This is a genomic window from Novosphingobium chloroacetimidivorans, from assembly GCF_014204535.1.
Taxonomy (GTDB): Bacteria; Pseudomonadota; Alphaproteobacteria; order Sphingomonadales; family Sphingomonadaceae; genus Novosphingobium; species Novosphingobium chloroacetimidivorans.
Window position 1 is genome coordinate 1 of sequence record NZ_JACHLR010000001.1, and the last position, 24,744, is coordinate 24,744.

At 66.3% G+C, this 24,744-nt stretch carries 16 protein-coding genes and 1 tRNA gene; 5 read left to right on the forward strand and 12 right to left on the reverse strand.

Going from position 1 to position 24,744, the window contains the following annotated elements; translation table 11 throughout:
- Positions 1-360: 360 nt before the first annotated feature.
- From HNO88_RS00005 to HNO88_RS00015, 3 genes are all read right to left on the reverse strand, one after another.
- A complete protein-coding gene (locus HNO88_RS00005) occupies positions 361-1,194 on the reverse strand; it encodes a coniferyl-alcohol dehydrogenase (protein ID WP_184241529.1) in 834 nt (277 codons plus the stop codon).
- Between the two features lie 387 nt (positions 1,195-1,581).
- The gene (locus HNO88_RS00010; RefSeq protein WP_184241531.1) at positions 1,582-3,675 is read right to left on the reverse strand and encodes a PQQ-dependent dehydrogenase, methanol/ethanol family; all 2,094 of its coding nucleotides are present in this window, start codon (positions 3,673-3,675) and stop codon (positions 1,582-1,584) included.
- Between the two features lie 108 nt (positions 3,676-3,783).
- Positions 3,784-4,863, reverse strand: a complete 1,080-nt coding sequence (locus HNO88_RS00015) for a YihY/virulence factor BrkB family protein (RefSeq protein WP_312856960.1) — start codon at positions 4,861-4,863, stop codon at positions 3,784-3,786.
- Positions 4,864-5,051: 188 nt separating this feature from the next.
- Between HNO88_RS00015 and HNO88_RS00020 the strand changes: the two genes are divergently transcribed.
- The 3 genes from HNO88_RS00020 to HNO88_RS00030 are packed head-to-tail and all read left to right on the forward strand — an operon-like array spanning position 5,052 to position 11,763.
- Complete coding sequence (locus HNO88_RS00020; RefSeq protein WP_246381063.1) at positions 5,052-7,292, forward strand: autotransporter assembly complex protein TamA; 2,241 nt, start codon at positions 5,052-5,054, stop codon at positions 7,290-7,292.
- Complete coding sequence (locus HNO88_RS00025; protein WP_184241535.1) at positions 7,292-11,548, forward strand: translocation/assembly module TamB domain-containing protein; 4,257 nt, start codon at positions 7,292-7,294, stop codon at positions 11,546-11,548. Before HNO88_RS00020 ends, HNO88_RS00025 begins: the two co-directional genes overlap by 1 nt.
- Positions 11,548-11,763, forward strand: a complete 216-nt coding sequence (locus HNO88_RS00030; protein WP_184241537.1) for a hypothetical protein — start codon at positions 11,548-11,550, stop codon at positions 11,761-11,763. The genes HNO88_RS00025 and HNO88_RS00030 overlap by 1 nt, the downstream gene beginning before the upstream one ends.
- A gap of 163 nt (positions 11,764-11,926) precedes the next feature.
- Here HNO88_RS00030 and HNO88_RS00035 read toward each other — a convergent pair whose 3' ends face one another.
- The 7 genes from HNO88_RS00035 to HNO88_RS00065 all read right to left on the reverse strand — a co-directional run bounded on the left by HNO88_RS00035 (position 11,927) and on the right by HNO88_RS00065 (position 19,440).
- Entirely contained in the window at positions 11,927-13,243 is a 1,317-nt protein-coding gene (locus tag HNO88_RS00035) for a metal-dependent hydrolase family protein (protein WP_184241539.1), read from the reverse strand.
- A 259-nt stretch (positions 13,244-13,502) separates the two neighbouring features.
- A tRNA-Lys gene (locus HNO88_RS00040) sits at positions 13,503-13,578 on the reverse strand.
- A 112-nt stretch (positions 13,579-13,690) separates the two neighbouring features.
- Positions 13,691-14,803 (reverse strand): rod shape-determining protein RodA, encoded by a 1,113-nt coding sequence (rodA, locus tag HNO88_RS00045; protein WP_184241541.1) that lies wholly within the window; start codon positions 14,801-14,803, stop codon positions 13,691-13,693.
- The gene (mrdA, locus tag HNO88_RS00050) at positions 14,803-16,878 is read right to left on the reverse strand and encodes a penicillin-binding protein 2 (protein ID WP_246381064.1); all 2,076 of its coding nucleotides are present in this window, start codon (positions 16,876-16,878) and stop codon (positions 14,803-14,805) included. The genes rodA and mrdA overlap by 1 nt, the downstream gene beginning before the upstream one ends.
- Positions 16,875-17,423 carry a rod shape-determining protein MreD gene (mreD, locus tag HNO88_RS00055; RefSeq protein ID WP_312856961.1) on the reverse strand — a complete coding sequence of 183 codons (549 nt, stop codon included), beginning with the start codon at positions 17,421-17,423 and terminating at the stop codon, positions 16,875-16,877. Before mreD ends, mrdA begins: the two co-directional genes overlap by 4 nt.
- Positions 17,424-17,447: 24 nt before the next feature.
- Positions 17,448-18,329: a rod shape-determining protein MreC gene (locus HNO88_RS00060; RefSeq protein WP_184241543.1), complete on the reverse strand. Its 882-nt coding sequence runs from the start codon at positions 18,327-18,329 to the stop codon at positions 17,448-17,450.
- A gap of 64 nt (positions 18,330-18,393) precedes the next feature.
- Positions 18,394-19,440 carry a rod shape-determining protein gene (locus HNO88_RS00065; RefSeq protein ID WP_159866442.1) on the reverse strand — a complete coding sequence of 349 codons (1,047 nt, stop codon included), beginning with the start codon at positions 19,438-19,440 and terminating at the stop codon, positions 18,394-18,396.
- Between the two features lie 185 nt (positions 19,441-19,625).
- On the opposite strand from HNO88_RS00065, the gene mutL reads away from it, so the two are divergent.
- Together mutL and HNO88_RS00075 are read left to right on the forward strand one after the other, a co-directional pair.
- Positions 19,626-21,419 carry a DNA mismatch repair endonuclease MutL gene (mutL, locus tag HNO88_RS00070; protein WP_184241545.1) on the forward strand — a complete coding sequence of 598 codons (1,794 nt, stop codon included), beginning with the start codon at positions 19,626-19,628 and terminating at the stop codon, positions 21,417-21,419.
- Complete coding sequence (locus tag HNO88_RS00075) at positions 21,419-21,931, forward strand: hypothetical protein (protein ID WP_184241547.1); 513 nt, start codon at positions 21,419-21,421, stop codon at positions 21,929-21,931. Before mutL ends, HNO88_RS00075 begins: the two co-directional genes overlap by 1 nt.
- A 124-nt stretch (positions 21,932-22,055) precedes the next feature.
- Here the strand turns inward: HNO88_RS00075 and HNO88_RS00080 are convergent, their stop codons facing one another.
- Both HNO88_RS00080 and HNO88_RS00085 read right to left on the reverse strand, forming a co-directional pair.
- Positions 22,056-23,411, reverse strand: coding sequence for a hypothetical protein (locus tag HNO88_RS00080; protein ID WP_184241549.1), 1,356 nt, complete (start codon positions 23,409-23,411; stop codon positions 22,056-22,058).
- A 415-nt stretch (positions 23,412-23,826) separates the two neighbouring features.
- Positions 23,827-24,636, reverse strand: a complete 810-nt coding sequence (locus HNO88_RS00085; protein WP_184241551.1) for a DUF1206 domain-containing protein — start codon at positions 24,634-24,636, stop codon at positions 23,827-23,829.
- Positions 24,637-24,744 lie beyond the last annotated feature (108 nt).

Consider the following 24,744-nt stretch of genomic DNA (forward strand, 5'->3'; position numbering starts at 1 on the left):
CAACCGCATCGCCGACCACCCCAACCGTCAAATCGACGATCTCTTGCCTTGGAACTACCGCGCCGCCTGAGCAGAACCGCTCACCGGACGCTTACTCCCACCCCGCCGGGCGGCAGGAGCGACGGATCTGAAGAGATCGACAGGGCTGTGAGGTCGAGCATGGTGCCATGCAAGCACGATCGCTCGCATGTAGGACAGCACTTTCTGAGCGGCGTCGTCACGAGCTTGACCCGCGATCCGTTCCGCCAAGTCGCAGCGATGCGGGGGAGGATCGTGAACGGCGAAGCCGGTCCCGGATCAAGTCCCGGACAACGTTAAATGAGCACCCACTGTGAGGAGATGCTCATTCAAATTTTGGACTCAGGATTGCCGCTTCGCTCCGCCCATCATCTTGCTGATATCGACTTGGCCGGTTGCGAGCCCGCCCATGAAGCCGCCATCCACAGGCAGAACGATGCCATTGACCACGCCTGCAAGGTCCGAGTTGATCAGGACCAATGGGCCCGCCTGCTCCTCGGGCGTGGTGTAGCGGCCAAGCGGCTCGGCCGCGGCGTCCACCACGTCTTTGCCAGACGTCGCATGGAAGGTCGCCATCATCGGAGTTTGTGTCGGCGAAGGCAGCGAGCAGTTGATGCGGATGCCCTTCTTGATCAGCTGCGCGCCCATGAACTGGGTCCACACAATGACGGCTTCCTTGGAGAAGGCATAGCCCTCGGCCACTTGGTCCAGATTGGCTTCGCACCAGGCGAGGCCGTCCTGAAAGCCTTGCGTCTGCAGCAGTTGCATGTGAACCGGGATGCGACGGCTCCAGCCAAGGCCGCCGGTCGATGCGATGGAGATGATCGCCCCCTTGTCGGCCATCAGCGGCACGACCTGTTCCGTCAGGTGCCGCGTGCCCAGGAAGTTGACCTTCATCGTGTCGAGCGGATGGAAGCCGCCACCGCCGGGCAGACCGGCGCAGTTGAACAGCGCATCGATCTTGCCTCCAACGGCGGCCACGCCCGCTTCGATTGTCGCGGGATCGCGCAGGTCGACCTTGTTGAACGAGGCGAGGGGAAGGTCGACATCCTTGAAGTCGAAGCCATGCACTTCGGCGCCGAGCGAGAGGAGCAGCTTGGCAGTCGCCTCGCCCATGCCTGAAAAGCAGCCGCTGACGATGACGCGCTTGCCCTTGTAGCCCAGGATGTCGCTCATGATGAAGTCCTTCCTCTCTGTTCTGTCGCGTCTCGCGCGGTGTTGCTGCTAGCTACGCTGGGGTCGCACGAGGCAGCAACCGGGCGGCAGTGTGATCGCGGCGGCGATGTGACATGAGGCTGACCTGGCGATCCTCTGCTGCAAGGGGAGGTGGCAGGGGCCTCTCGCCTTGCAGAGCGGATCTTCTTGCGGCCGTGGTTATCGGCTTTGAAGTTGTTGCGCGCGCGCGCGGGCAACAAGAACAAGCGGGATCCCCGCCTACGCGGGGATGACGAGGTGCTTCGAGCAGGCGAGGTGTTTTGAGCAGGCGAGGTGTTTTGAGCGACCGAGGTACTTCAAGCGACCGAGGTGTCTTGAGGGCACCCTGATCCCTGAAGGAAGCGGCCCTCACAACTTCGGCATGGGCGCGCTTCTGTCAGCCTGGCGCTTGCCCAGGGCCTCGCGCGCCTTGGCTCGAACGTAGGCATGGAGTTGGCGGATCTGCTCGTCCGTCAGGTTCTCGAACCGAGGCATGCCTTGCTCCATTAGCGCGCCGGACTTGAGCAGCTCCTTGAAGGTGTCGAGCTTCAGCGCGATGCCGGATTCGCGTAAGTCCGGCCCGGGCGTGCCTGTCGATTGCAGGCCGACGCCGTGGCAGGCCGCGCATTGAATCGAGAGCCCGCGGCCGGCCGCGACATCCGCCTCGTTCAACGTGAGTGCGGGATCGTCGAGCGCGGCCACCTTGAACGTCGCGGCGGGGCTGGCGGGCAGGGCCGCCTTGCCGTCGAGCGCGAAGGTCAGCAGGCGTCGCGGCTGTGCGCCGTACTTCCAGCCCATGTCCATGAACTTGCCATAGGCCGCCGTCGTGCCGCCATAGCCGACGAGGATGGAGACGTACTGCTTGCCGTTCAGCCGATAGCTGATCGGCGCGCCGATGATGCCCAGCCCCGCATTGAACGACCAGACCTCCTTGCCGTTGGCAGCGTCGAAGGCCTTGAAGTAACCGTCGGCGGTGCCTTGGAACACGAGGTTACCGGCTGTTGCCAGTGTGCCGCCGTTCCACAATCCCTTGTGCTCCACCCGCCACGCCTGCTTCTGCGCCACCGGATCCCATGCCACCAGGAAGCCGTGTCCATCGCCGGGCTTTTCGACTATCGGCTCGAGCGTCAGGCCCATGACGTTGAAGGCGTTCTCCGAGCCGCCCTTGCGGGAGAAGCGGGCGCCGATCTGCTGCTGCGGAATGTAGACCAGGCCGGTGCGCGGGCTGTAGCTCATGGGCTGCCAGTTGTGTCCGCCCACGGTGCCGGGCCAGATCTTGGTAAGCCCGGTCTCGTAGCGGATATCGCGGTTCTCGATCGGGCGGCCGGTCTTGAGGTCGATGCCCCTGGCCCAATTCATCTGCGCCGAAGCGCCGGCCGAGATGACCTTGCCAGTATCGCGATCGATCACATAGAGGAAGCCGTTGGTGGGCGCATGCAGGATCACGTCGCGAGCGCGGCCGTCAAGGTTCAGCGTGGCCGTGACGATGTTCGGCGTCGCCTTGTAATCCCAGCTGTCACGCGGGTTTTCCTGGTAGTGCCACAGGTATTTGCCGGTGCCGGCATCGAGCGCGACGATGCTGGACGTGTAGAGGTTGTCGCCGCCGCCGGGGTCGCGGGCCTCGGGGTCGTACGGGCCGGCATTGCCGACGCCGATGTAGACGCGGTTGCGCGCCGGGTCGAAGGTCATGCCGTTCCAGACGGTGCCACCGCCGCCGCCCGCCTTCAGATGCGCCGGGCCCCATGTCGCCGCGGCCCTTTCCAGCTCCGGCTGGTTGTTGTTGTCGCCCGGCTTGCCCGGCGTGGTGAAGAACTTCCAGGCTTCCTTGCCGGTCGCAGCGTCCACCGCGGTGACGTAGCCCCGCGCGCCGAAGTCCGCTCCGCCGTTGCCGATGATGACCTTGCCGTTCATCACGCGCGGCGCACCGGTGCTAATGTTGTAGGCGCCTTCGGGCACCGTCTCGGTCACCCACAACTGCTTGCCGGTCTTGGCGTCCAGACCGAACAGCCGCCCGTCGAGCGAGGCGAAAAAGACGCGGCCGTTCTCGTACGCCATGCCGCGGTTGGCGCCGAACGAGAAGTGCATGGCGGCCGGATCGTGCTGCCAGGTCTTGGGGTCGAAAGTCCACTTCACCTTGCCGGTCAACGCGTCGACCGCATAGGCCTTGGCATAGCTGCCGGTGAAGAAGATCGTCCCAGCGACCTCCAGCGGCGTCGCCTCGAGCGTGACTTCCCCGGGCAGATCGAGCGCCCAGGCGAGGCCGAGCCTGTCGACCGATGCGGTGTCGATCTCGGTCAGCTTGGAGTATTGCGCCTCGTCCGCGCCGCCGCCCACGCCGGGCCAATCATCGGTCGCACCGATGTTTGCGTCCGGCTGCTTGGCCGCGTCATGGCTGCACGCGGCAAGGGATGCCAGCGCGAGGGCGAGCAGGCGGATCGCCGTCGGCTTTCGCAAGCGGGGCATGGCTGGCAATCGTCTCCCGATCTTATCGCTAATCGGATGCTTAGATACCGGGATTCGATCCAATGTAAATCACAGCCGCAGCCGATCGGCTTGAGCAGGAACCGGGTGTCAGGCGTGCTCCGGCCTGCCGGCCGCGCGATCGGCCTTGCGTCGGACATGCTCGGCATGGCGGCGCTTGCGTTTGTCCAGCGCCTCCCGAGAAGGAACCCGCTCCTCGATCTGGTCGGCGAGGACGGCACCGCGCTCGCCCGGAGGACGGGCAGGGCCGACCGTGGTGTCGCAGGTCGTCTGCCGCTCGATCTCGGCATTGAGCAGTGCGCCCAAGAGGACGCCGTACGCCGATAGGAACAGCCACATCAGGAACACGACGATCGCCGATAGCGACCCATAGGTGGCGTTGTAGTCGCTGATGTAGGCGACGTAGAGCGAGAAGCCGAACGAGACCAGTATCCACAGCAGTGTCGCGAGCAGCGATCCGGGCGTGAGCCAGCGCCACTTCGCGGGCCTGCGATCCGGCCCATACCGCATGATGAGGGCGAAGCCGCTGGTGCCCAGCGCGATCGCCGCCGCCCAGGTCAGCAGCTTGAACAGCAGCGTGGTGGCGTCGCCCAGGAACACGCCGGTCTGCGTCTGCAGCCAGGCGAAGACGCCGCCCGAGAGCAGGCCGGTCAGCGCGATCAGCACGGCCGCAATAGTGAGCCCCGCCGCCCGCAAGGTCAGCCTGAGGAACGAGCGGGTCTCATGCTCCTCGTTGATGATGTTGAGCGCGCTGATCATGCCGCTGGCTGCGCGCATGCCGCCATAGACGGCGAAGAACAGCGCTATCAGCAAGGCGAACCCGGTGACGCCGGTGCTGGTCGTGACGATCTGCAGCAGCTGCTCCTGAATCAGCCTCGCCGCCTCTGCCGGCACCACATGCACGATCGCCTCCATCTGCTTTTGCACACTCGCGGTGTCACCGATGAGGCCATAGATCATCACCGTCGCTGCGATCAGCGGCGTGATTGCGAGAAACACGAAGAACGCAAGCCCGGCCGCCAGCAGCCCGAGTTCGTGGAAGCCGATCATGACGTACACGCGCTTGAGCACCTTGATCCAGGCCGCACGGGGCATCGACCAGGGGGAGGAGGCGTGGGAGCCGGGCGGATCTTGAGTCGCGGTCACCAGGTCGGCCACGGCTTCGGTCACGCAAATTCCTCCTAGATCTGTGGAACTTTGTTGCTTGTCATGCGATTAAGGGCCGGACTTGGCTGGTGGAGGCCTCGTCTTCTGGCGGGGGGTGAGGTATTCCACGGCGCATGTCACAGCAAAGCTTCGAGCGTGGGCATGGTTCCCCGCTGACGGCGAGGAATGCCCGACTGACAGGTGCCGCGACGATGGCTCTGGCGCTCGCGTTGCTGAGCAGTCCGGCGCTGGCTCAGGAGAGCGCTTCCAGCAGCACTGCGACGCAGCAGGCAGCCACTCCGCCCGCTTCTCCCGCTGAGGATGCGATCCGGGCGGGCACCATCCCCGTGCCGGCGCCGCCGCCCGGAGCGGCGCTCCCGCAAGTCGATCCGATCATCCCCGACACCGAGTTCAACAGCGCCATCCCGGCACTCGATGCCGGCGGGGATCCGGTGCTCGACCAGCCTCTGGAATCGATCGAGAGCTTCGAGCGTCGCCTCGCTACCCAACAGAGCAACGCCAAGCCGACCGAGGGTCAGGCACCGCCCGCCAAGGATCCCGCGCTTGCGGACGGCGACGCGGTAGAGGAAGTCGGCGATGCGCCCGTCGCGGACGCGGAACTCACCGCGCCGTTGCCACCCCTGAACCAGTTCGAAGTCGCCCCCGTCCAGTTCGCGGAAGACGAGGAAGCCGCCAACCGCGACTTGCGGGTGACCTACGCGGTGCGCCTCAACGGTCTGGATGCCGCGGATGGGGAAACTGCCGTCAGCCTGAAGAGCCAGTTCAAGAGCCTCTCGGCGCTGGAGAAAGGCGACGGCAAGGCGGATAACGTCGCCATGGCCTCCGCGCGCCTGACCGAGGACAGCGAGCTGATCAAGACCATCCTCGCATCCGAAGGCTGGTACGACCCGCAGGTTCGCACGCACCTTGACCGCACCGATGGCCCGAGCGGCCTGCCGCTCAACGCCGTCATCGACGTGCAGCCCGGCAAACGCTTCACCTTCTCCGAGATCAAGGTCGACGCAGACCCAACGGTGCCGCCGACGCTCATCTCCGACAATCTTGCGCTGAAGATCGGAGAACCGATCGTCGCCGAGCGCGTGCAGGGCGCCGAGGCGCAAGTCGCGCTGGCGCTGCCGGAGAACGGTTACCCCTTCGCCGCCGTGGGTGACCGCGACATCCTGCTCGACCAGAACACCGGCAGCGGCGCCTATACCTTGCCGGTCACGGTCGGTCCGCGCGGCCGCTTCGGTGGTTTCCGGACCGAGGGCGATCTGGCGTTCGACGTCGACCATGTGCAGACGCTCGCCCGCTTCAAGCGCGGCGAACTCTACGACAGCCGCAAGGTGGACGACTTGCGCAAGGCGCTGGTCGCGACCGGGCTGTTCTCGACCGTCTCGGCCGAGCCGCAGCGCACCAACGAGCAGGTCGGCGATGGCACCGAATACGTGACGATGCTGGTCAAGCAGGATGCCGGCCCGCCCCGCACGATTGCGGGCAGCGCAGGGTACGCGGCCGGGCAGGGCTTCACCATCGAAGGCACCTGGACCCATCGCAACATGTTCCCGCCCGAGGGCGCGCTGATCGTCCACGGGATCGCAGGCACGCAGGAACAGGGCGCGGGCGTGACGTTCCGCCGCGCCAATGCCGGGCAACGCGACCGCACGTTCGAGGCGGTCGCCGAGGGGCTGCGGAGCGACTACGACGCCTACAACGCAATTACCGGACGCCTCGCCGCGCGGGTCAGCTATGATTCCACGCAGATCTGGCAGAAGCGACTGACCTACGCATACGGCGTCGAACTGCTCGGCACCGCGGAGCGCGCCTACGATTTCAATGCCGGGGAACGCCGCCGGCGCACGTACTACGTTGCCTCGCTCAACGGACAAGTGGGCCTGGATACCTCCGATGACCTGCTCAATCCCACCAAGGGCTTTCGCGTTACTGCGCTCGTGCAGCCCGAAGGCTCGCTGGGCAATGGCTTCAACCCTTACATCCGCGCGCGCATCGATGGCTCCGCCTACGTTCCGTTCGGAGATTTCGTGCTGGCAGGCCGCGTGCGCTTCGGCACGATCCAGGGAGCGGCGCGAGACGACATCGCGCCTTCGCGGCGGCTCTATTCGGGCGGCGGCGGCTCCGTGCGCGGGTTCGGCTACCAGAAGCTGGGCCCGCTCGATCCCAACGGTGATCCGATCGGTGGTCGCAGCCTGAACGAAGGTGCGATCGAAGGGCGTTACCGTTTCGGCAACTATGGGGTGGTCGCCTTCCTTGATGCCGGCCAATCGTACGAGTCCACCACGCCCAAGTTCTCGGACATGCGATACGGCGTCGGCATCGGCGGGCGCTTCTACACAAATTTCGGACCGTTGCGTGTGGACGTCGCAACGCCTCTCGGGCGTCGCCGTGGTGAATCGCGCCTCAACATCTATGTCTCGATCGGGCAGGCGTTCTGATGGCCGACCCGCAGGACACTCCTTTGGCTTCGACCTCCACCGAAGAGACGGTGATCGTCGAGCGTCCGCGTCGCCGCTGGGGCATGCGCATTTTCAAGACGCTCGCCGCGCTGGTAATCGGCGTGATCATGCTCGCGCTCGCGATCGTGCTGGGCCTCAACACGAGCCCGGGCCACCGTTTCGTCGCCGACCAGATCGCCGCGCTCGAGTTCCAGAACGGCATGAAGATCCACGTCGGTCGGATCGAGGGCTCACTTTATGGCAAGATGACGCTGCGCAATCTTTCGGTGCGCGATCCCCAGGGCGAGTTCCTGTTCTCGCCCGAGATCGACGTCGACTGGCGCCCCTTCGCGTATCTCAGCAACCATGTCGACGTCCGCTCCGCCACCGCGCAACGGATGATCCTGCGCCGTACGCCCAAGTTCAAGGCGACACCGCCTGCCGATCCCAACGAGCCGCTGCTGCCTGATCTCGACATCGACATCGGCCGCCTGAAGGTCGATCGATTCGTCATCGAGAAGCCGGTCACCGGCGCACGCCGGATCGCGACGATCGACGGGCGCACCCACATCGCCGACGGTCGTGCGCAGATCGATGCCGTTGGCGGAACCGTCGCGAGCCAAGGCGTGCTGGGCGGCGATCGTTTCAAGGTCAAGCTCGACGCCGTGCCGGCGAACAACAAGCTGGACATCGATCTCGACCTCAATGCCCCGCGCGATGGCGTCATCGCCAATCTCGCCGGCTTTACCGAGCCGCTGGCGATCAAGCTCGGCGGCAAGGGGAGCTGGGCCAATTGGAACGGCCAATTGTCGGCCAACCTCGGCGGCGGAGAGCTCGTGCGTCTCGGTGTGGCGGCGCGAGATGGCACCTTCACGCTGCGAGGGCCGACCCGCATCGCCCGCCTGGTGACCGGCCCCACGGCCAACCTGCTTGGTCCCATCACCAACCTGGATCTGACCGCCGCGCTCGCCAATCGCCGCGCCACGATCAGCGGTCGTGTGTGGAGCGACGCATTCACGGCGACGCCCAACGGCGTGGTCGACCTGTCGGACAACTCCTTCGAAAACCTGAAGCTCGACTTCGTCTTGCTCAAGCCCTCCGTACTGGCCGAGAACTTGAGCGGCTCGGGCGTGCGCGCGGCACTGACGCTCGACGGCGCATTCGCGACGCCCAAGGTCCAATACGCGATCAACGCGAGCCGGATCGTCATGAACGATATGGGGCTGGAGAACTTCGTGGCCACCGGCGCGGCGACGGTTGATCCGGATCGCATCATGATCCCGGTCAGCGCCACCGCGCGGCGCATCACCGGGCTCGACACGGTCGCTGGCGGCACTCTCGCCAACGTGCGGCTGAACGGCGACGTGGCCATCGACGGTCCTCGGATCCTGTCGGACAACATGCGCATCCGGTCGGACCGGATCGATGCCAAGCTGATCCTGCTCGCCGACATGAGCACCGGGATTTACACCGGTGCGGTCGACGGGCGGATCGACGACTATCGGATCGAGAGCGTCGGCGTGTTCAACATCACGACCGACATGGACCTGAAGGCCAAGCAAGACGGCTATGCCCTGGAAGGCACGGTGCGGGCGCGTTCGACACGGCTGCTGAACGACAACCTCCAGACGTACCTTGGCGGCAACTTCGTAGCCTCGTCGCGCGTGAGCTACGGATCGGACGGCCTGGCGCGGTTTTCCAGTGTCCGGCTGGAGGCTCCCGACTTGCGCGTGACCGGGGGCAGCGGCTCGTACTCGACCAAGAATGGTCAGATCGTGCTGAACGCCGACGGCACGTCGCGCCGCTACGGCAAGATCGGCGTGCGCGTTGCCGGCACCGTCGCCGATCCCAACGCGCATATCACCGCCGAACGTCCGAACCTGGGCATCGGCCTTGCCAACGTCGATGCGCGCATCGATGGCGTGCGTGGCGGCTACAACCTCAATCTGACCAGCGACAGCGACTATGGTCCGCTACGCGCCGACGTCACCCTTGAGATGGGCCGGGCTCTGGCGATCCAGATCAACAGCGCCAACTTGTCCGGGGTCGACTTCGCCGGTCGTATCGTACAGATGCCGGCAGGTCCCCTCAGCGGCCAGCTGACCGCGAACGGCAATGGCCTGGGCGGCTTGGTGAGGCTGGGCGCACAAGGCAAGTTCCAGGCCGTCGACTTCAACCTGCGTGCCAAGGACACCGTGTTCCAGGGGCCTGCGAACCTGGCGATCGGTTCGGCGATCATCGACGGCAGGGCGGTGCTCTACGATCAACCGCTGATCATCGCCGATGCGCAGCTTGCCGGCACCCAGTACGGCAGCCTGAACATCGCGGCAGCGCGCGTTCTGGTCGATTATCAGAACGGCCGCGGCAAGGCCAAGGCCCTCGTCGAAGGCACCAGCGGCGTGCCCTTCCGCGTGAGCGCCAACGCCGACTTGCAGCCCGAACTCTGGCGCGTGGCCCTGGCCGGGCGCGTGCGTGGCCTTGATCTCAAGACCACCACCCCCGCCCGGATCATTCCCAGGAACGGTTCGTACGAACTGCTGCCGACGAACGTCAGCTTCGGCGGTGGCAACGTGAAGCTGGCGGGCACTTACGGCAATGGCATGAAGATCCAGAGCCGGCTCGAGAACATCGACATGGCGCTGGTCAATGCCTTCATGCCGGGGCTCGGCATCGGCGGCCGCGCAAGCGGCAGCCTCGATTTCGCGCAAGCCTCCACCGACGCCTTCCCGCGCGCCGACGCGCGCCTGCACCTCGACGATTTCACGCGCACGACGGCCGCCTCGCAGAGCCAGCCCCTCGACGTGAACTTCGTGGGTAGACTGCTGCCGGACGGTGGCGAGGCGCGGGCGGTAATGCGCCGCCGCGGCACCGTGATCGGCCGCCTGGTGGCGACATTGCGCCCGCTGGGAGCCGGTGCGGGGTCATGGAGCGAACGGCTCATGAGCGCGCCGCTGGGCGGGGGCATTCGCTACAACGGACCGGCCGATACGCTCTTCTCCTTCGCGGGACTGACTGACCAGCGCCTCACCGGCCCGATCGGCGTGGCGGCGGACTTCTCGTGCCGGGTGCAGGAGCCGTGCCTCAACGGTGTGATCCGTGGTCAGAACCTCACTTATGAGAACCTGACCTATGGCACCAAGCTGACGCAGATGAACCTGTCAGGCGCCTTCACCGGCAGCAGCCTGCAGATCGAGAGCCTTACCGCACGCGCTGGGGACGGCACCATCTCGGCGAAGGGCCAGGTCAGCCTCGCGGCAGAGCAGGGCTATCCGATGGATCTCAGCGTGGAACTGACACAGGCGCGCCTCGCTCGCAGCGACGCCTTGTCGGCGACCGCGACCGGACAGATCCGCCTGACCAAGACCGGCGCACAGCCGCCGCTGCTCTCGGGCACGATCCGTCTCCCCGAAACGCGCTACCAGATCGTGCGCGAGGGCTCGGCCCAAGTACCGCGGCTCACCGGCGTACGCTTCAAGCCACCGCGCGGGCCGCAGCGCATCACAGGAGACGAGCCTGCGAAGCCGGCCGGCAATGCGTTCTCCTCGGTGCGCCTCGATCTGCACCTGATCGCACCGGAGAAACTCTACGTCTCCGGCATGGGCCTGGAGTCCGAATGGCGCGCCGACTTCACCGTCGGCGGCACCAGCTCGGCGCCCAGCCTGGCCGGTGAAGTGGAACTGATCCGCGGCACGCTGGGCTTTGCCGGTCGCTCCTTCGATCTGAGCGAGGGCCTGGTCTCCTTCACCGGCGGCAAGACCATCGACCCGACCGTACGGATCGTCGCCACCGACGATGTGGAGGACGTGACCGTCAACGTGAACGTTAGCGGCCGTGCGATGAACCCGCAGATCACCTTCACCTCGACACCCTCGTTGCCGCAGGACGAGGTCATGTCGCGCATCCTGTTCGGCAGCTCGGTCGCCAATCTCTCGGCCATCCAGGCGGTGCAGCTGGCCTCGTCCCTGAACTCGCTGCGTGGTACCGGCGGCGGGCTCAACCCGCTCGGCAAGCTGCGTTCGGCTGCGGGTATCGATCGCCTGCGGATCCTCGGGCCCGACGAGACCACGGGCCGTGGCACCTCGCTCGCGGCCGGGCAGTACCTGACCGACGACATCTACGTCGAGCTGATCACCGACGCGCGCGGCTTTACCGCCACGCAGCTGGAGGTAAGCTTGAACAAGTGGCTGTCGGTGCTGAGCCAGGCAGGCGGTTCGGGCGTCAACAGCGTCAACGTCCGCATCAAGAAGAACTACTGATGCGGATGGGCGCCGCCATGGCCCTGGTCGCGCTCGCGGCGCTGTCGGCTTGCAAGCGGGAGCCCACCTTCGACGAGCGCTATGCCGGTGCACAGAAGGCGATCCGCGACAAGGCCGGCGAACTCGACCGTGACATGTCGACCCGCGCCGCGGAGGCGAGCGAGTCAGCTCCCGACGCAAGCGGCGCCGCAGTGGACGTGGTGACCGAGAGCTGATCCTTCCTCGTCACGCGGCAAACGCGAGCCGCGTGGTCAGGATCAGCCTTTCGCTTCGTTGCCACGTGCTGCCGCGCGATGGCCCGCCCGGCCGTGCCAATGACCGCACGCATCGTTGATGAATGCTCGGGTGAGCTCCCTGTGCAGCAGCGACGCAGATCGCCTAGATGCCGCCCTTGTGCACCACGCCGTGGCGCATCACGAAGTCGACTTTCTGCATGCGGGTGACGTCCTCCAGCGGAGAGCCGGTAACCGCGATGATGTCGGCTTCCTTGCCCGCCGCGAGGGTGCCTATCGTGCTCGACTGGCCGAGTGCTTCCGCGGCATTGACCGTCGCCGTCCTAAGCGCATCGGCCGGCGTCATCCCCGCTTCCACCAGCAATGCGAACTCCTGCGCGTTGTCGCCGTGCTTGGACACGCCAGTGTCGGTCCCGAACGCGACCTTCACGCCGGCCGCGATCGCCTTCTGATGGCTGGCGAAGGCTGCTGCGGCGGCCTCCTCCGCCTTGGGGATCACGGCGGGCGGGAGCATGCCGGCGCGAGCCTGCGCCAGCGCGGCACGCGGTGCCATCATCGTGGGCACAAGCCAGGCGCCGCGCGACTTGAACAGCTTGATCGCCTCGTCGTCCAGAAACGAGCCATGATCCACGGTGTCCACCCCGGCCACGATCGCCGCCTTGGTCCCTGCCGCCGCGTGGCTGTGGGTCGCGACCTTGCGACCGAGGCCATGGGCGGTGTCGATGATCGCCTTCATCTCCTCGTCTGTCATGGCGCGGCCAAGCCCGCCCGAGACGTTGGAGAGCACGCCGCCCGTCGACATGTACTTGATGACCTGAGCCCCCAGCGCGACTTGCTCTCGCACCGCGCGGCGGCAATCGTCGGGACCGTCGCAGGTTTTGACCGTGTGCTTGTGCACGGCGTCGGCGAAGACTTCGCCAAGGCCGTTCGCCGGATCGGCATGGCCGCCTGTGACCGAGATCGCCGTGCCGGCATTGACGATCGAAGGACCCTCGATGTCCCCACGCTCGACGCCCTCGCGCAATGCCCGCATCCCGCGCGCATTGCCGCCGAGGTCGCGGACGGTGGTGAACCCTGCGGCCAAGGTCGTGCGCGCGTTGGACACCGCGTACATCATGTCGTCGGCATCGTCGCGATTGAGCGCAGTGAGACGATCCCTGAGCGGATCGCCGCCGATGCCCCACAGGTGCACGTGCATGTCGATCAGCCCGGGCATGACGAACCCGTCCTTGAGATCGACCAGCTGGGCCCCGGCCGGCGGATCGACGAAGCCGTCGCGGATCTCGGCGATCTTGGTGCCGCGGACGATCACGGTACTATTCCCGCGCGGCGGCCTGCCAGGCTCGGCAAGCAGGGTGCCGGCGTGGATGACGACGACCTTCTCGGCGGTGGGCACAGGGGCCTGCGCCAGGGCCGGCGTGGCGAGAGCGAGTGCGATGGCAGCGGACACGGCGTGGCGCATGATGAAAAATCCCCCTTGTGTGTGAGGATGTTGCCGAGGCTTCGCAGCTCACGCAAGCACGATCGGGTGGTCGGATGGGGAACGTGACCTTGCTGGTCAAGCCCATCGGATTGCGCCGACCTCGAAAGGATCAGGCTGGGCGCTATCGGATGAGGTTCACGATAGCCGAAAGACGTTCCGATGAGGTCCGCTCTTCAGCACACCGCCGGAACTAGTCCGATGGATCCCGCTGCTTGCCGACCGATTAGTAGGAGGAAGGTGGTGGACGCACTTGGGCTCGAACCAAGGACCCGCTGATTAAGAGTCAGCTGCTCTACCAACTGAGCTATGCGTCCACACTGCCGTTCCGCTGCGGCCTTGCGGCCACCCCGTTGCGGCGGGAGCGGTCCCTTTAGCGAGTTTGCGGCGCTTGGAAAGAGCTTTTTTGCGCGGCTCGCGCAAAAGTTTTCAGCTCAGCCCGGTCGGGCGACGTTGCCAGCGGCTGACCGCCATGATCGTGCCCACGCAGATCATGTTGGTCATCATCGAGGAGCCGCCATGGCTCATGAAGGGCAGCGGGATTCCGACGACCGGCGCCAGGCCCATGACCATCATCAGGTTGATCGCGACGTAGAAGAAGATGGTCGCGGCCATGCCCGCGGCAAGCAGGCTGGAGAACCGATCGGTGCTGTTGCGCGCCACGCGCAGGCCCCAGCTGAGCAGGATGGCGAACACGGTGAGCACGAACAGGCCACCCAACATGCCCCACTCCTCCGACATCGTCGCGAAGACGAAGTCGGTGTGGGATTCGGGCAAGTAGTCCAGGTGGCTTTGCGATCCGTTGCCGAAGCCCTTGCCAAAGAAGCCTCCCGAGCCGATCGCGATCTTGGACTGCGTGATGTGGTAGCCGGTGCCGAGCGGATCGCTCTCGGGATCGAGGAACACGAGCACCCGGTTGCGCTGGTAGTCGTGCAACAGCGTGAAGAAGGCGATCGGCGCGACGACGGTGGCCGCGCCCACTGCGCTCAGGAACCACCAGAGCGGCAGTCCTGCCAGGAACATCGTCACCACGCCGCTGAAACTGATGGCCAACGCCGTGCCGAGGTCCGGCTGGATCATCACCAGCACCGCCGGCAGGCCGATCAGAGCCCCCGCGGGCACGAGCCCACGCCAGCTGGCGGTGATAGAGGCCGGCAGCGTATCGTAGAAGCGCGCCAGCACGAGGACGATCCCCGGCTTCATCAGTTCCGAAGGCTGGAGCGTCATGAAGCCCAGGTTGAGCCAACGCTGGCTGCCGCCGCCGACTGCGCCGAGAAGTTCGACCAGCACCAGCAACATCAGGATGCCGGCATAGATCGGATAGGCTGCCAGCTTGAACACGTCGCGCGGGACACGGCTGAGGATCACTGCCGCCAGCAGGAAAAAGCAGAAGCGCAGCACATGGTTGAGCGCGTAGGGCTGCAAGTGCCCGCCGGCGGCCGAGTAGAGCACTGCCGCGCCCAAGGCCACGAGCATGGCGAGCGGGATCAACACCTGCCAGGGCTGGCGGGCGATCGTCTCCGGCACGATCGAGCGGCTCATCAGTCGGCTCCAGGCGGTGGCGCGATGTTGATCGCGGGGGCGGGCGTCGCGGTGTTCGGTGGTGACGGCGGCAGCGCTACAGGTTCCGGCGGAGGTGTCTGCGCGTCATTGAGGATAGGCTGGTTGGGGCTGGGTGCCTGGTCGGCGGCCTGTACCCTCTCGTCCGACGGCGCCGCCGGTGCGCCCGAGGCGTAAGCGGCCGAGTAGGCGCGGTACTTGGCATCGAGCCGCTGCTGCGCCGTGCCGCCCCACTGCTTCTCATAGTCGTGCAGCACTTCGACCGCCTTGGTCGGGTCGAACAGGTAGGTCATGACATCACGCGCGATCGGGTAGGCCGCGCCGGATCCGCCACCGTGTTCGACAACCACCGCCACGGCATAGCGCGGCTTGTCGGCAGGCGCGAAGCAGATGAAGTGGCCGTGATCGCGGTGCTTCCACAAGCCGCCCTTGCCGTTGCCGACGTTCAGGCCGACGACCTGCGCGGTACCGGTCTTGCCGGCGAGCAGGATGTCCTTCATCGGCAGCGCCGCGCGATGCGCGGTACCCGGGCCATTGACCACATCGGACATCGCCTTGTGCACGATGTCCAGATGCTCCTGCGAAATGCCCAGGGAAGCGGCCTGGGGCGGGTGGTCTGAGTGCAGCAGGCGGGGCAGCAGTTTGCGTCCCGAGGCAATGCGTGAGGCCATTACGGCTTGCTGCAGAGGGTTTACCAGAAAGTAGCCCTGACCGATGGTCGCGTTCACGGTGTCGTAGATCGCCCAGTCGCGATCGTATTTGCGCTTCTTCCAGGCCGGGTCCGGCACGGTGCCATACGACTGGCCAACGACCGGAAGCTGAAATTCCTGGCCGAGACCGAGGCGCCGCGCCATCGCGGCGATCGGGTCCATGCCGATGCGCTGGGCGAAGTGGTAGAAATAGACGTCGCAGCTCTGGTAGATACCCTTCGCCATGTCGACCATGCCGTGGCCGCGCCGCTGCCAGCAGTGGAACACGCGATTGCCGACGCGCAGGCCGCCGCCGCAGAACACACTCTCGTGCGGGTCGAGCCCGGCCTCCAGGAACGAGAGCGCGACCATCGGTTTGACCGTGGAACCAGGCGGATAGAGGCCTCGGAGCACCTTGTTGCGCAAAGGCACGTGGTCATCGTCCGCGAGCATCTTCCATTCTATACGGCCGATGCCGTCGGAGAAGCTGTTGGGGTCGTAACTGGGCATGGAAGCCATCGCCAGCACGTCCCCGGTCTGGCAGTCCATCGCCACCACGGCGCCGGACTCCAGGCCGATCCGGCGAGAGGCATAGTCCTGCAGCGGACCGTCGATGGTCAGCTTGATCGGCTTGCCGGGCACGTCCTCGCGTGTCTCGAGATCGCGCACGACGCGTCCACCCGCGGTGACCTCCACGCGGCGCGCGCCTGGGTAGCCGCGCAGTTCCTTCTCGTAGATCTTCTCCAGCCCGTCCTTGCCGACCTTGTAGCCGGGGGTGACGAGGAGGGGGTCCTTCTCCTTCTCGTACTCTTCGGCAGACGCCGCGCCGACGTAGCCGACGAGATGTCCGACGCTCGGACCGGTGGGGTAGAAGCGGGAAAAGCCGCGCTGTGTGACGACGCCCGGCAAGTCGGGCAGGCGCACGCTGACTGCGGCGAAGCGGTCCCAGTCGAGCCCGGACGCGACCTCGACCGGCGCGAAGCCGTGCGATTTCTCCAGCTTGTCCTTCAAGTCCTGAATGTCGACGGGAGTCAGTCGCAGCAGCTTGGACAGTTCGCCGATCGTCTGCGCTTCGTCGGTCATGCGATCGGGGATCACATCGACGCGAAAGTCGGCCCGGTTGGACGCAAGCGGCGAGCCGTGGCGATCGAGGATCCAACCACGACGCGGCGGGATCAGCGAGAGGTTTACGCGATTGCTTTCGGAATCGAGCTTGTACTTCTCGTTCTGCGCGATGGCGAGATAGCCGAGGCGGCTTGCAAGCAGCACGCCGATGCCGCCCTGGATTCCGCCGACGACCATGCTGCGCCGGTCGAAGCTGTTGCGCAGCGTCGCCATGCTGACATGGCGCGGACGAAGGAACTTCATCGAATTTCCAGGAAAGGCGTCAGGCGCAAGCGGTCGGCCAGCGCGACGAAGCGGCCGACAAGGGGATAGGCGAGGATGGAGATCACGATCTGCGGCCAGGTCACACGAAGAGGGGTGTGGGCGCCGTCCAGGTTCGCGAGCGCCAATGCGAAACCGGTATAGACGATGATCAGCCCGATCGCCACCAGCCATTCGGTCAGGAAGTTGCGCCAGGGCAGGCGCGCCTCGATCAGGTCGAGCGCGATGGCCGCTGCCGAGAACAGCAGCACCGCCGAACCGAAGGGCTGGCCGGAGTAGAGATCGTCGAACATGCCGAGCGGCAAGCCAGCCCAGACCGGCAACAGACCGGGGCGCAGCTGACGCCAGGAGATGAAGACCAGGAAGCCGAACGGCGGCAGCACCGGCGCAGAGGCGATCAGCGACAATCCCGGCAGCAACGAGGCGAGCATGACGGTCAGCCACGGCGTGCCGCGAGCGATCAAGGAGGAGGGCGCACGGTTGATCCGCGGCGCGCGCTCGCGCCCGAAGCTTGGCCAAAGCCTCACGCCAGTATCCTCACGCCGGTTGCCTCACTGGCTGTCGGGGATCGGCGCCACGGGCGGCGGGGGCACCGGGGCGAATGGCTGGTCGACAAGCACGTAGTCGGCGTCCGAGGGGTTGGCGAGCACTTGCGCGATCGCGCCATCGCTGTTGATGCGTGCGGCAATCGCGATCGGGGTGCCGGGGCGGTAGAGGCCACCAGAGCCCGAGGTGACGAAGACATCGCCCTTTTTGAGCGGATTGAGCCCGAGGCTGATCAGCTTGATGCGAATGGTGCCGTCGCCCGTGCCTTGCGCGAAGGCGGGCACGCCGTCGCTGGCTCGGCGGACGGGGACGAGGCTCTCGGTATCGGTGACGAGCAGCACGCGCGCGCTGCTCTGTCCGACTTCCAGCACACGGCCCAGCAGCCCGAGTTCGGACCGTACGGGCATGCCCTTCTGCACGCCGCGATCGATCCCTGCGGCGAGCGTCGCGAAGCGGCGTGTGCTCGCCGCGGTGGAACTGGTCAGCCGGGTGACGACCACCGGCGGCGGGTTCTGCCGAGCGAGGCCAAGCAGGCCCTTGAGCCGCCGGTTCTCGACGGACATGGCGCGCGCCTCGACGAGGCGCGTCTTGGCGAGCGCGAGTTCGCGTTCAAGTTTGGCATGCTGGCTGCCGGCCTTGATGAACCCGGCGACGGTGGCGAAGACGTTCTTGCTCGCCATGCGACCGGTCGCGGTGACCTGACCGGCAGGCTCGGTCACGTCCGAGGCCAGTGCGCGCATGCCGACAAAGGCGCTTGGCTGCACGAACGATACCACAAGCAGCACCACGCCCAGCAGCACGCCTGCCACGCCGGCGAAGTAGCTGATGAAGATCGTGTACTGCGCCCTGCGGGAAAAGCCCGAGCGCCGGTTCGCAGGCGGCGCCATGCGTCGGTCCCTCCTTATCGCGTGCGCGCCAGCCCCCTTGCGCGCACTACCCCCAAGCTGAGGCTCAGGCGGTCATCAGAACGCCGCGGTAGATCGGGTCTTCCATGGCCCGACCCGTGCCAAGGGCGACGCAGGACAGCGGGTCCTCGGCGACGCTGACGGGCAGGCCGGTCTCTTCTCGCAGGTACTCGTCCAGCCCCTGGATCAACGCGCCGCCGCCGGTGAGGACGATGCCCTGGTCGACGATGTCGGCGGCGAGTTCCGGGGCGGTGTTCTCCAGCGCGATGCGCACGCCTTCGATGATCGCACCGATCGGCTCGGACAGCGCCTCGGCGACGTTCGCCTGGCTGATGGTGATCTCCTTCGGCACGCCGTTGACGAGGTCGCGACCCTTGATGTGGATCGTCTCGCCGATGCCGTCGGCAGGCATGACGGCGATGCCGTAGTCCTTCTTGATGCGCTCTGCGGTCGACTCGCCGATCAGCAGGTTGTGGTGGCGGCGCACGTAGGAGACGATCGCCTCGTCCATCTTGTCACCGCCGACGCGCACCGAGGTGGTATAGGCGAGGCCGCGGAGCGAGAGCACGGCGACTTCGGTTGTGCCGCCGCCGATGTCGACCACCATCGAACCGACCGGCTCGGTGACGGGCATGTCTGCGCCGATCGCCGCCGCCATTGGCTCAAGGATCAGGTAGACCTGGCTGGCGCCCGCATTGCTGGCCGCATCGCGGATCGCGCGACGCTCGACCGAGGTGGAGCCCGAAGGCACGCAGATCACGATTTCGGGGTAACGGAACAGGCTCTTCTTGCCGTGGACCTTGCGGATGAAGTGCTTGATCATCTCCTCCGCGATCTCGATGTCCGCGATGACGCCGTCGCGCAAGGGGCGGATCGCCTCGATATTGTCGGGCGTCTTGCCCATCATCATCTTGGCGTCGTCACCCACGGCCTTGACCTTTTTCACGCCATGCAGCGTTTCGATCGCGACTACCGAGGGTTCGTTCAGGACGATGCCGCGGTCCTGCACGTAGACGAGGGTGTTGGCAGTGCCCAGATCGATGGCCATGTTCTGCGAACCGAACTTGAAGAATCGCGACATCAACGTGGCCATCAGGATATCCGTAGGTATTCTGCCGCTTGCCCGCAGCCCAATGTACGGGAAGCAACCAGGGGGTGGCTGAGAAGGCGGTCCCTTAACCCATGCAATCGGGAAAGGCCAAAAATTTGTGTCGACAGCCGTCTAGGTTTTGGCGGCTCCGTCTCGAATTCGCGGCGCTTCGTCGCTAGGGTAAGCCGATGCCGGAAATCCGCCGCCTGCCCGACGATCTCGTCAACCGCATCGCCGCCGGGGAAGTGGTGGAACGGCCCGCCTCCGCGCTCAAGGAACTGGTCGAGAATGCGATCGATGCCGGATCGCGCACGATCGCGGTAAGGCTCGCGTCTGGCGGGCTCGATCTGATCGAAGTGACGGACGACGGCTGCGGTATGGGTGCGGCCGAAATCGCCCTCGCGCTGGAACGGCACGCCACCTCCAAGTTGCCGGACGAGCGGATCGAGATGGTGGCGACCCTGGGCTTTCGCGGCGAGGCGCTGCCTTCGATCGCCAGCGTCGCGCGGCTGACGATCGAGAGCCGCGCGCGAGGAAGCGAGGAGGGGTGGCGGCGCGTCGTCGATCATGGCGGACTGGCCGGTGATGGTCCGGCCGCCTTACCGCCGGGTACCCGCATCCGCGTCGAAGACCTGTTCGGCCGCGTTCCCGCCCGCCGCAAGTTCCTGCGCTCGGCGCGTGCCGAGTACGCCGCCTGCCTCGATGTCGTGCGCCGCCTGGCGATGGCACGGCCGGACATCGGCTTCACCCTTGAGCATGAGGGTCGCCGTGCCCTCGCGACGCAGCCGGACGAAGCCCTGGCGGCCCGCGTCGCCCGCCTGGTGGCGCGGGAGCTGGCGGAGGACGGTGTCGTGATCGAGGCGGAGCGGGGATCGGCGCGGCTGACCGGCGTGGCGGGCTTGCCGACCTTCAACCGGGGCGTGGCCGACCACCAGTACCTGTTCGTCAACGGTCGTCCGGTGAAGGACCGGCTGCTGATCGGAGCCGTGCGCGGTGCCTATGCCGACATGCTGGCGCGCGATCGCCATGCGGTGCTGGCATTGTTCCTGGAGATCCCGCCCGAGGACGTGGACGTCAACGTGCATCCGGCCAAGACCGAAGTGCGCTTCCGCGACCCCGCGTTCGTGCGCGGGTTTCTTGTCGGCGCTCTTCGCCATGCCTTGGAGGCTCAAGGCCAGCGCAGCGCGCAAGCGCCCGCCGCGGATGCGATGGCCGCCTGGCAGGTCGAGCCGGTCGCCGACGGTGTGCCGACGCTCCAATCGCTCTTCGCCCGCCAGCACGCTCCACCCAACAACGCGGTGCGCGAGACGACGGCAGCGTGGCACGGGTTCGGGCAGGACGTCATGGCGCCGCCTGCCGCGCGCGCCGAAGAAGCTGTGCTCGACAACGCCACGGCCGAGTATCCGCTGGGCGTCGCACGAGGGCAGGTTGCGGGCACCTATATCGTCGCCGAAGCACAGGACGGGCTGGTCATCGTCGACCAGCATGCCGCGCACGAGCGGCTTGTCCTCGAACGATTGAAGGCGGCGGGTGCCGAGGAGGCAATGACGCGCAGCCAGGCGCTGCTGCTGCCCGAAGTGGTGGAACTCGACGAGCCCGACTGCGATCGCCTGGAGGACAAGGCCGGCGAGCTCGCGCGCTTCGGGCTGGTGCTGGAACGCTTCGGACCCGCGGCGATGCTGGTGCGGGCCGTTCCCTCGGTGCTCGGCAAGGCCGATGCGGCCTCGCTCGTGCGCGACATTGCCGACGATCTCGCCCGGCACGGCGACGCGCTGCTGCTCGGGGAAAAGCTCGATCTCGTGCTTGCGACGATGGCCTGCCACGGCTCCGTTCGCGCGGGGCGGGCGCTCTCGGTGGCGGAGATGAATGCCCTGCTGCGCGAAATGGAACGCACCCCGCGCTCCGGTCAGTGCAACCATGGCCGCCCCACATGGGTTAAACTGGCCCACGAGGACATAGAGAAGCTGTTCGGGCGCAAATGATGAAAGCATGGATGGCGGTGCTGGGTGCGGCGGCTTTGGCGGGCTGCGGTGGTGGCGACAACCCCCATCGCAAGGCCGCCGACGATGCGCACGACGTCGCGCTGGTCGAGCGGCTGAACGAGCCTCCGTTCAAGCCGGTTTTGCCGCAAAGTTTCACGCGCGAGGACATTGCCCGCTACGACCTCGCCCGTGTTGGGTGCATGTTCCGTCCAGGTAACAAGCCGGACGAGCCGCCGCTGTTCGTGGCGCAGCAGGATCGCGGCTATCTGAAGATCGAAGGAAAGCTGCGCCCGCTCGCGGTCAAGAGTGGAAGTGCCGAACTGCCTTCAGGCGCGCACAGCACCTACATCGGCACCTCGCACTGGATCGAGCTGGTGGCGCAGGCCGGAGACGAGGGTCGCGCTTCGGATGGCGGGAAAGCTTGGCCAAGCCGCCTGGTAATTCACGATGCAAACGAGCGCGTCGCCTTCGACTCGCTCGGCCAGGTGAGTTGCGCCAAGAGGGCGGAGTAGGCAGGCGCCAAGACATCTTACCCCAAGGTTTGTACTTTCCATCCCTCGTCGTCCCGGATCAAGTCCGGGACGACGAGGGATGGATGGTGCGGCTCGTGGCCAGAGCGCGGCTGTACCGGCGAACTTAGCTGCCCAACGTCAGCCGCGCGAAGACCGTGTAGCCCCAGGGCTTGTCGCCATAAACCGCATCCAGTGCATGGGGCTTGAGGTAGCTCGCTAGGGATCCGCCCACGGCGAGCTCGAACGGCTCGAAGCGGAACCGGCGCGCATAGCCCGCTTGCAGCTTGGTCACACGAAAGCGGCGGTCGTGCAGCGGATCGTCGTGATCGGGAAAGAGTTCGTCGTTGGCGACGTTCTCGACACGGCCGAACAGCGTGTTCGCGCGGTCGAGATCCCAGTTCGCCTCACCAAGCCATGCTGTAAGGGTGTCGCCCGGCACCCGGTTCTTGGAGCTGAAAGCCGCCATCGCCGAGAGGCCGGTGCCGCTGTCGTAGTGCGCGGAGGCGGTGATCCGCTTCTCGTCTTCGCCGGGATGAAGCTTCTCGGGCTCCTTGATGCGGCCATAGCTGGCCTGCACCGCCCACTGCGGTTTTGGCGTCCAGGTCGCGCGGATCGACCAGGAATCGAGCTTGGGCGTCTCGATGTTCCAGCGGTGCTCGTCGGGTTCGGCCCCGCGGAAGGCGGACGCTTCCAGCTGCCAATGTCCCGCCGACAGGCCGCCGGTTACGACGCCGTAGGTGATGTGGGTGGAATCGAACCAGTGGTGGGTGATGGGCGGCTCGGGGTTGAGACGCGAGGAACGCCGCATCATGAACGCGCTCGGTCCCAGCGCGGGTTCGCCGACCGGCCCGCCGTACAGGAACGCGGTCGTGTCCTCTCCCAGGTCGAAGTCGACGCGGGCTGCAAGTTCCATGAAGAGGTCGTGCGGGTGCTGGCGATCGACCAGCGGCTGCCCGTCGGCCGTTTCGCCGGTGGCGAACAGATTGGGGTAGCCGCGCGCGTCCATCGCGGGTTCCAGGCTGAACATCGAGCGTAGCTGGAGACGCCCGAAGCCGGTTTCGCGCTCGGCCATCAGCATCGCCATGGACGTCGCATAGAGCTTGTCATCGCCGCGCGGACCCGAGTGGTCGGTGTACTGCGCCGAGACGAATCCATGCGCCATCAGCATCCAGTCACCCGCCATGACATGCACGCCGGGCATGGCAGGTGCGGCTCCGGGCAGGCGCGCCGTGCCGGAGCCGGTCACGTAGGAGGCCCCATCAGCGTCGGTGGCTCCGTGATCCATTGCGGCATGATTTGTGCCGCTATCCGTGTTGGCGTGCTGTTGCTCGATAGCGGGCGTGTTCGGCGCCGGGGCGGGCTCGGGTGCAGGCATCGGCATGGCGTGGTCCATGCCGGCATGATCGTGCATCTGTGCGTGTGCTTGCACAGGGTACAGGGACGCGCTCGCAAGCGCGACCGCAAGGGTTATCCTGGTCATCGTAGATTCCTGAAGAGGAGGGGGGCGTCCGCTGGGTAGCGGTCTTCCGTCTTCAGGCGCGGGGAGGGGGGACCTCGGGACGCTCGCGCGAGGGAGCCGACGCCGCCCGCAAAGCTGTAGCGCCGACCACGCTCAGCAACGGTTCCGACCCGGGTGCCGCGATGTCGCCGAGATCGGGGAGGACGCAGCCGATACAGTCCCGGCGTTCCGGGTGGGCCGGTGCAGGGTGATGTTCCGTATGATGCCCCGATGCATGCGCTTGCGGAGAGGCGGGCAGCTGAGCGCAATGACCACTCATCGCCAGTGCCGGCGCGGAGAGCGCGAGCAGCATGAACATGACGAGAAGACGGCGGAACATCTCCAGGCTTATAGCGCACCGATCGACCAGCGCGCCAGTCCCTGCGTCGGCCTTCGTTCAGGTGCGGCGCAGGGGAGAGCGCACGTTCAGCTTGGGGTCGGGATCGGGGATGATGCGGTAGCGCGATGTGATCAGGCTGAAGACGCCGAACAGGGCAATGCCGGCCGCGATGATCGAAAAGCCCAGGCCCATCTCTCGCAAGCCGAGCAGCGCCTGACCAAGCGAACGGACCTCCTCGCTGCTGGAGAACCATGCCGAGCGCAACAGCGACCAGCCCATCAGCAGGAACACCAGAGCCCTTGTGGCCAGGCCGATGCGTCCGATCCAGCACGTCGCAGGTGGCGCGTCGGACGCGATGTGGCGCATGAAGCTGCGATCGTAGGCGCTCTTGGCCTGAGCGCCGGCACCGATCAGCAGCGCGAGGCCTGCCAGCCCAACCGCGACCGGACCGAGGTCGAAGGTGAGGGCGGTGGCGGCAAGTTCCTGGTTCTGGTTGGTGCCGGCCTGGGTCGCTCCCCGCGCCAGCTGGATCGCGGTCCAGGAGAGCGCTGCGTAGACGATTGCGCTGATGACGTAAGCCACGCGCTTGGCGATGCCCTTGGCGTCCGATCCGATGTTCTCGGTATCGAACAACCCGACGATGAGCTTGTAGACCGCGTAGCCGATCAGCCCAAGCGCGGAAATGTAGAGGATTGCCGTACCGCCGGGGATCGAGCGTACGTACTCGAGTGCGCCGGTCGTTCCGTTGCGCGCTTCGTCCTGACCGGTCGCGGAAAGCGCCAGGTAGCCGAGCAGCAGGTATACCAGGCCGCGCACCGCATAGCCGAGGCGTGCAAGCCAGACGATCTTCTCGGATTTGTCGACCATGCCTGACGCTCCCCTGTTACTGCGGGGCACAATGCATGAGGCGGGTGTAAGTGCCCGACGAAGCATAGTGTCGTGCCGGGCTTCATCCAAGACAAGTTGCGTCAGGGC

Coding starts and splice junctions, on each gene's coding strand:
- HNO88_RS00010 (WP_184241531.1), bottom strand. CDS start 3,675: ATGCCCCGCTTGCGAAAGCCGACGGCGATCCGCCTGCTCGCCCTCGCG.
- HNO88_RS00020 (WP_246381063.1), top strand. CDS start 5,052: ATGGCTCTGGCGCTCGCGTTGCTGAGCAGTCCGGCGCTGGCTCAGGAG.
- mutL (WP_184241545.1), top strand. CDS start 19,626: ATGCCGGAAATCCGCCGCCTGCCCGACGATCTCGTCAACCGCATCGCC.
- HNO88_RS00030 (WP_184241537.1), top strand. CDS start 11,548: ATGCGGATGGGCGCCGCCATGGCCCTGGTCGCGCTCGCGGCGCTGTCG.
- HNO88_RS00025 (WP_184241535.1), top strand. CDS start 7,292: ATGGCCGACCCGCAGGACACTCCTTTGGCTTCGACCTCCACCGAAGAG.
- rodA (WP_184241541.1), bottom strand. CDS start 14,803: ATGAGCCGCTCGATCGTGCCGGAGACGATCGCCCGCCAGCCCTGGCAG.
- HNO88_RS00080 (WP_184241549.1), bottom strand. CDS start 23,411: ATGACCAGGATAACCCTTGCGGTCGCGCTTGCGAGCGCGTCCCTGTAC.
- HNO88_RS00075 (WP_184241547.1), top strand. CDS start 21,419: ATGAAAGCATGGATGGCGGTGCTGGGTGCGGCGGCTTTGGCGGGCTGC.
- HNO88_RS00035 (WP_184241539.1), bottom strand. CDS start 13,243: ATGCGCCACGCCGTGTCCGCTGCCATCGCACTCGCTCTCGCCACGCCG.
- HNO88_RS00085 (WP_184241551.1), bottom strand. CDS start 24,636: ATGGTCGACAAATCCGAGAAGATCGTCTGGCTTGCACGCCTCGGCTAT.
- HNO88_RS00065 (WP_159866442.1), bottom strand. CDS start 19,440: ATGGCCACGTTGATGTCGCGATTCTTCAAGTTCGGTTCGCAGAACATG.
- HNO88_RS00060 (WP_184241543.1), bottom strand. CDS start 18,329: ATGGCGCCGCCTGCGAACCGGCGCTCGGGCTTTTCCCGCAGGGCGCAG.
- HNO88_RS00005 (WP_184241529.1), bottom strand. CDS start 1,194: ATGAGCGACATCCTGGGCTACAAGGGCAAGCGCGTCATCGTCAGCGGC.
- mrdA (WP_246381064.1), bottom strand. CDS start 16,878: ATGAAGTTCCTTCGTCCGCGCCATGTCAGCATGGCGACGCTGCGCAAC.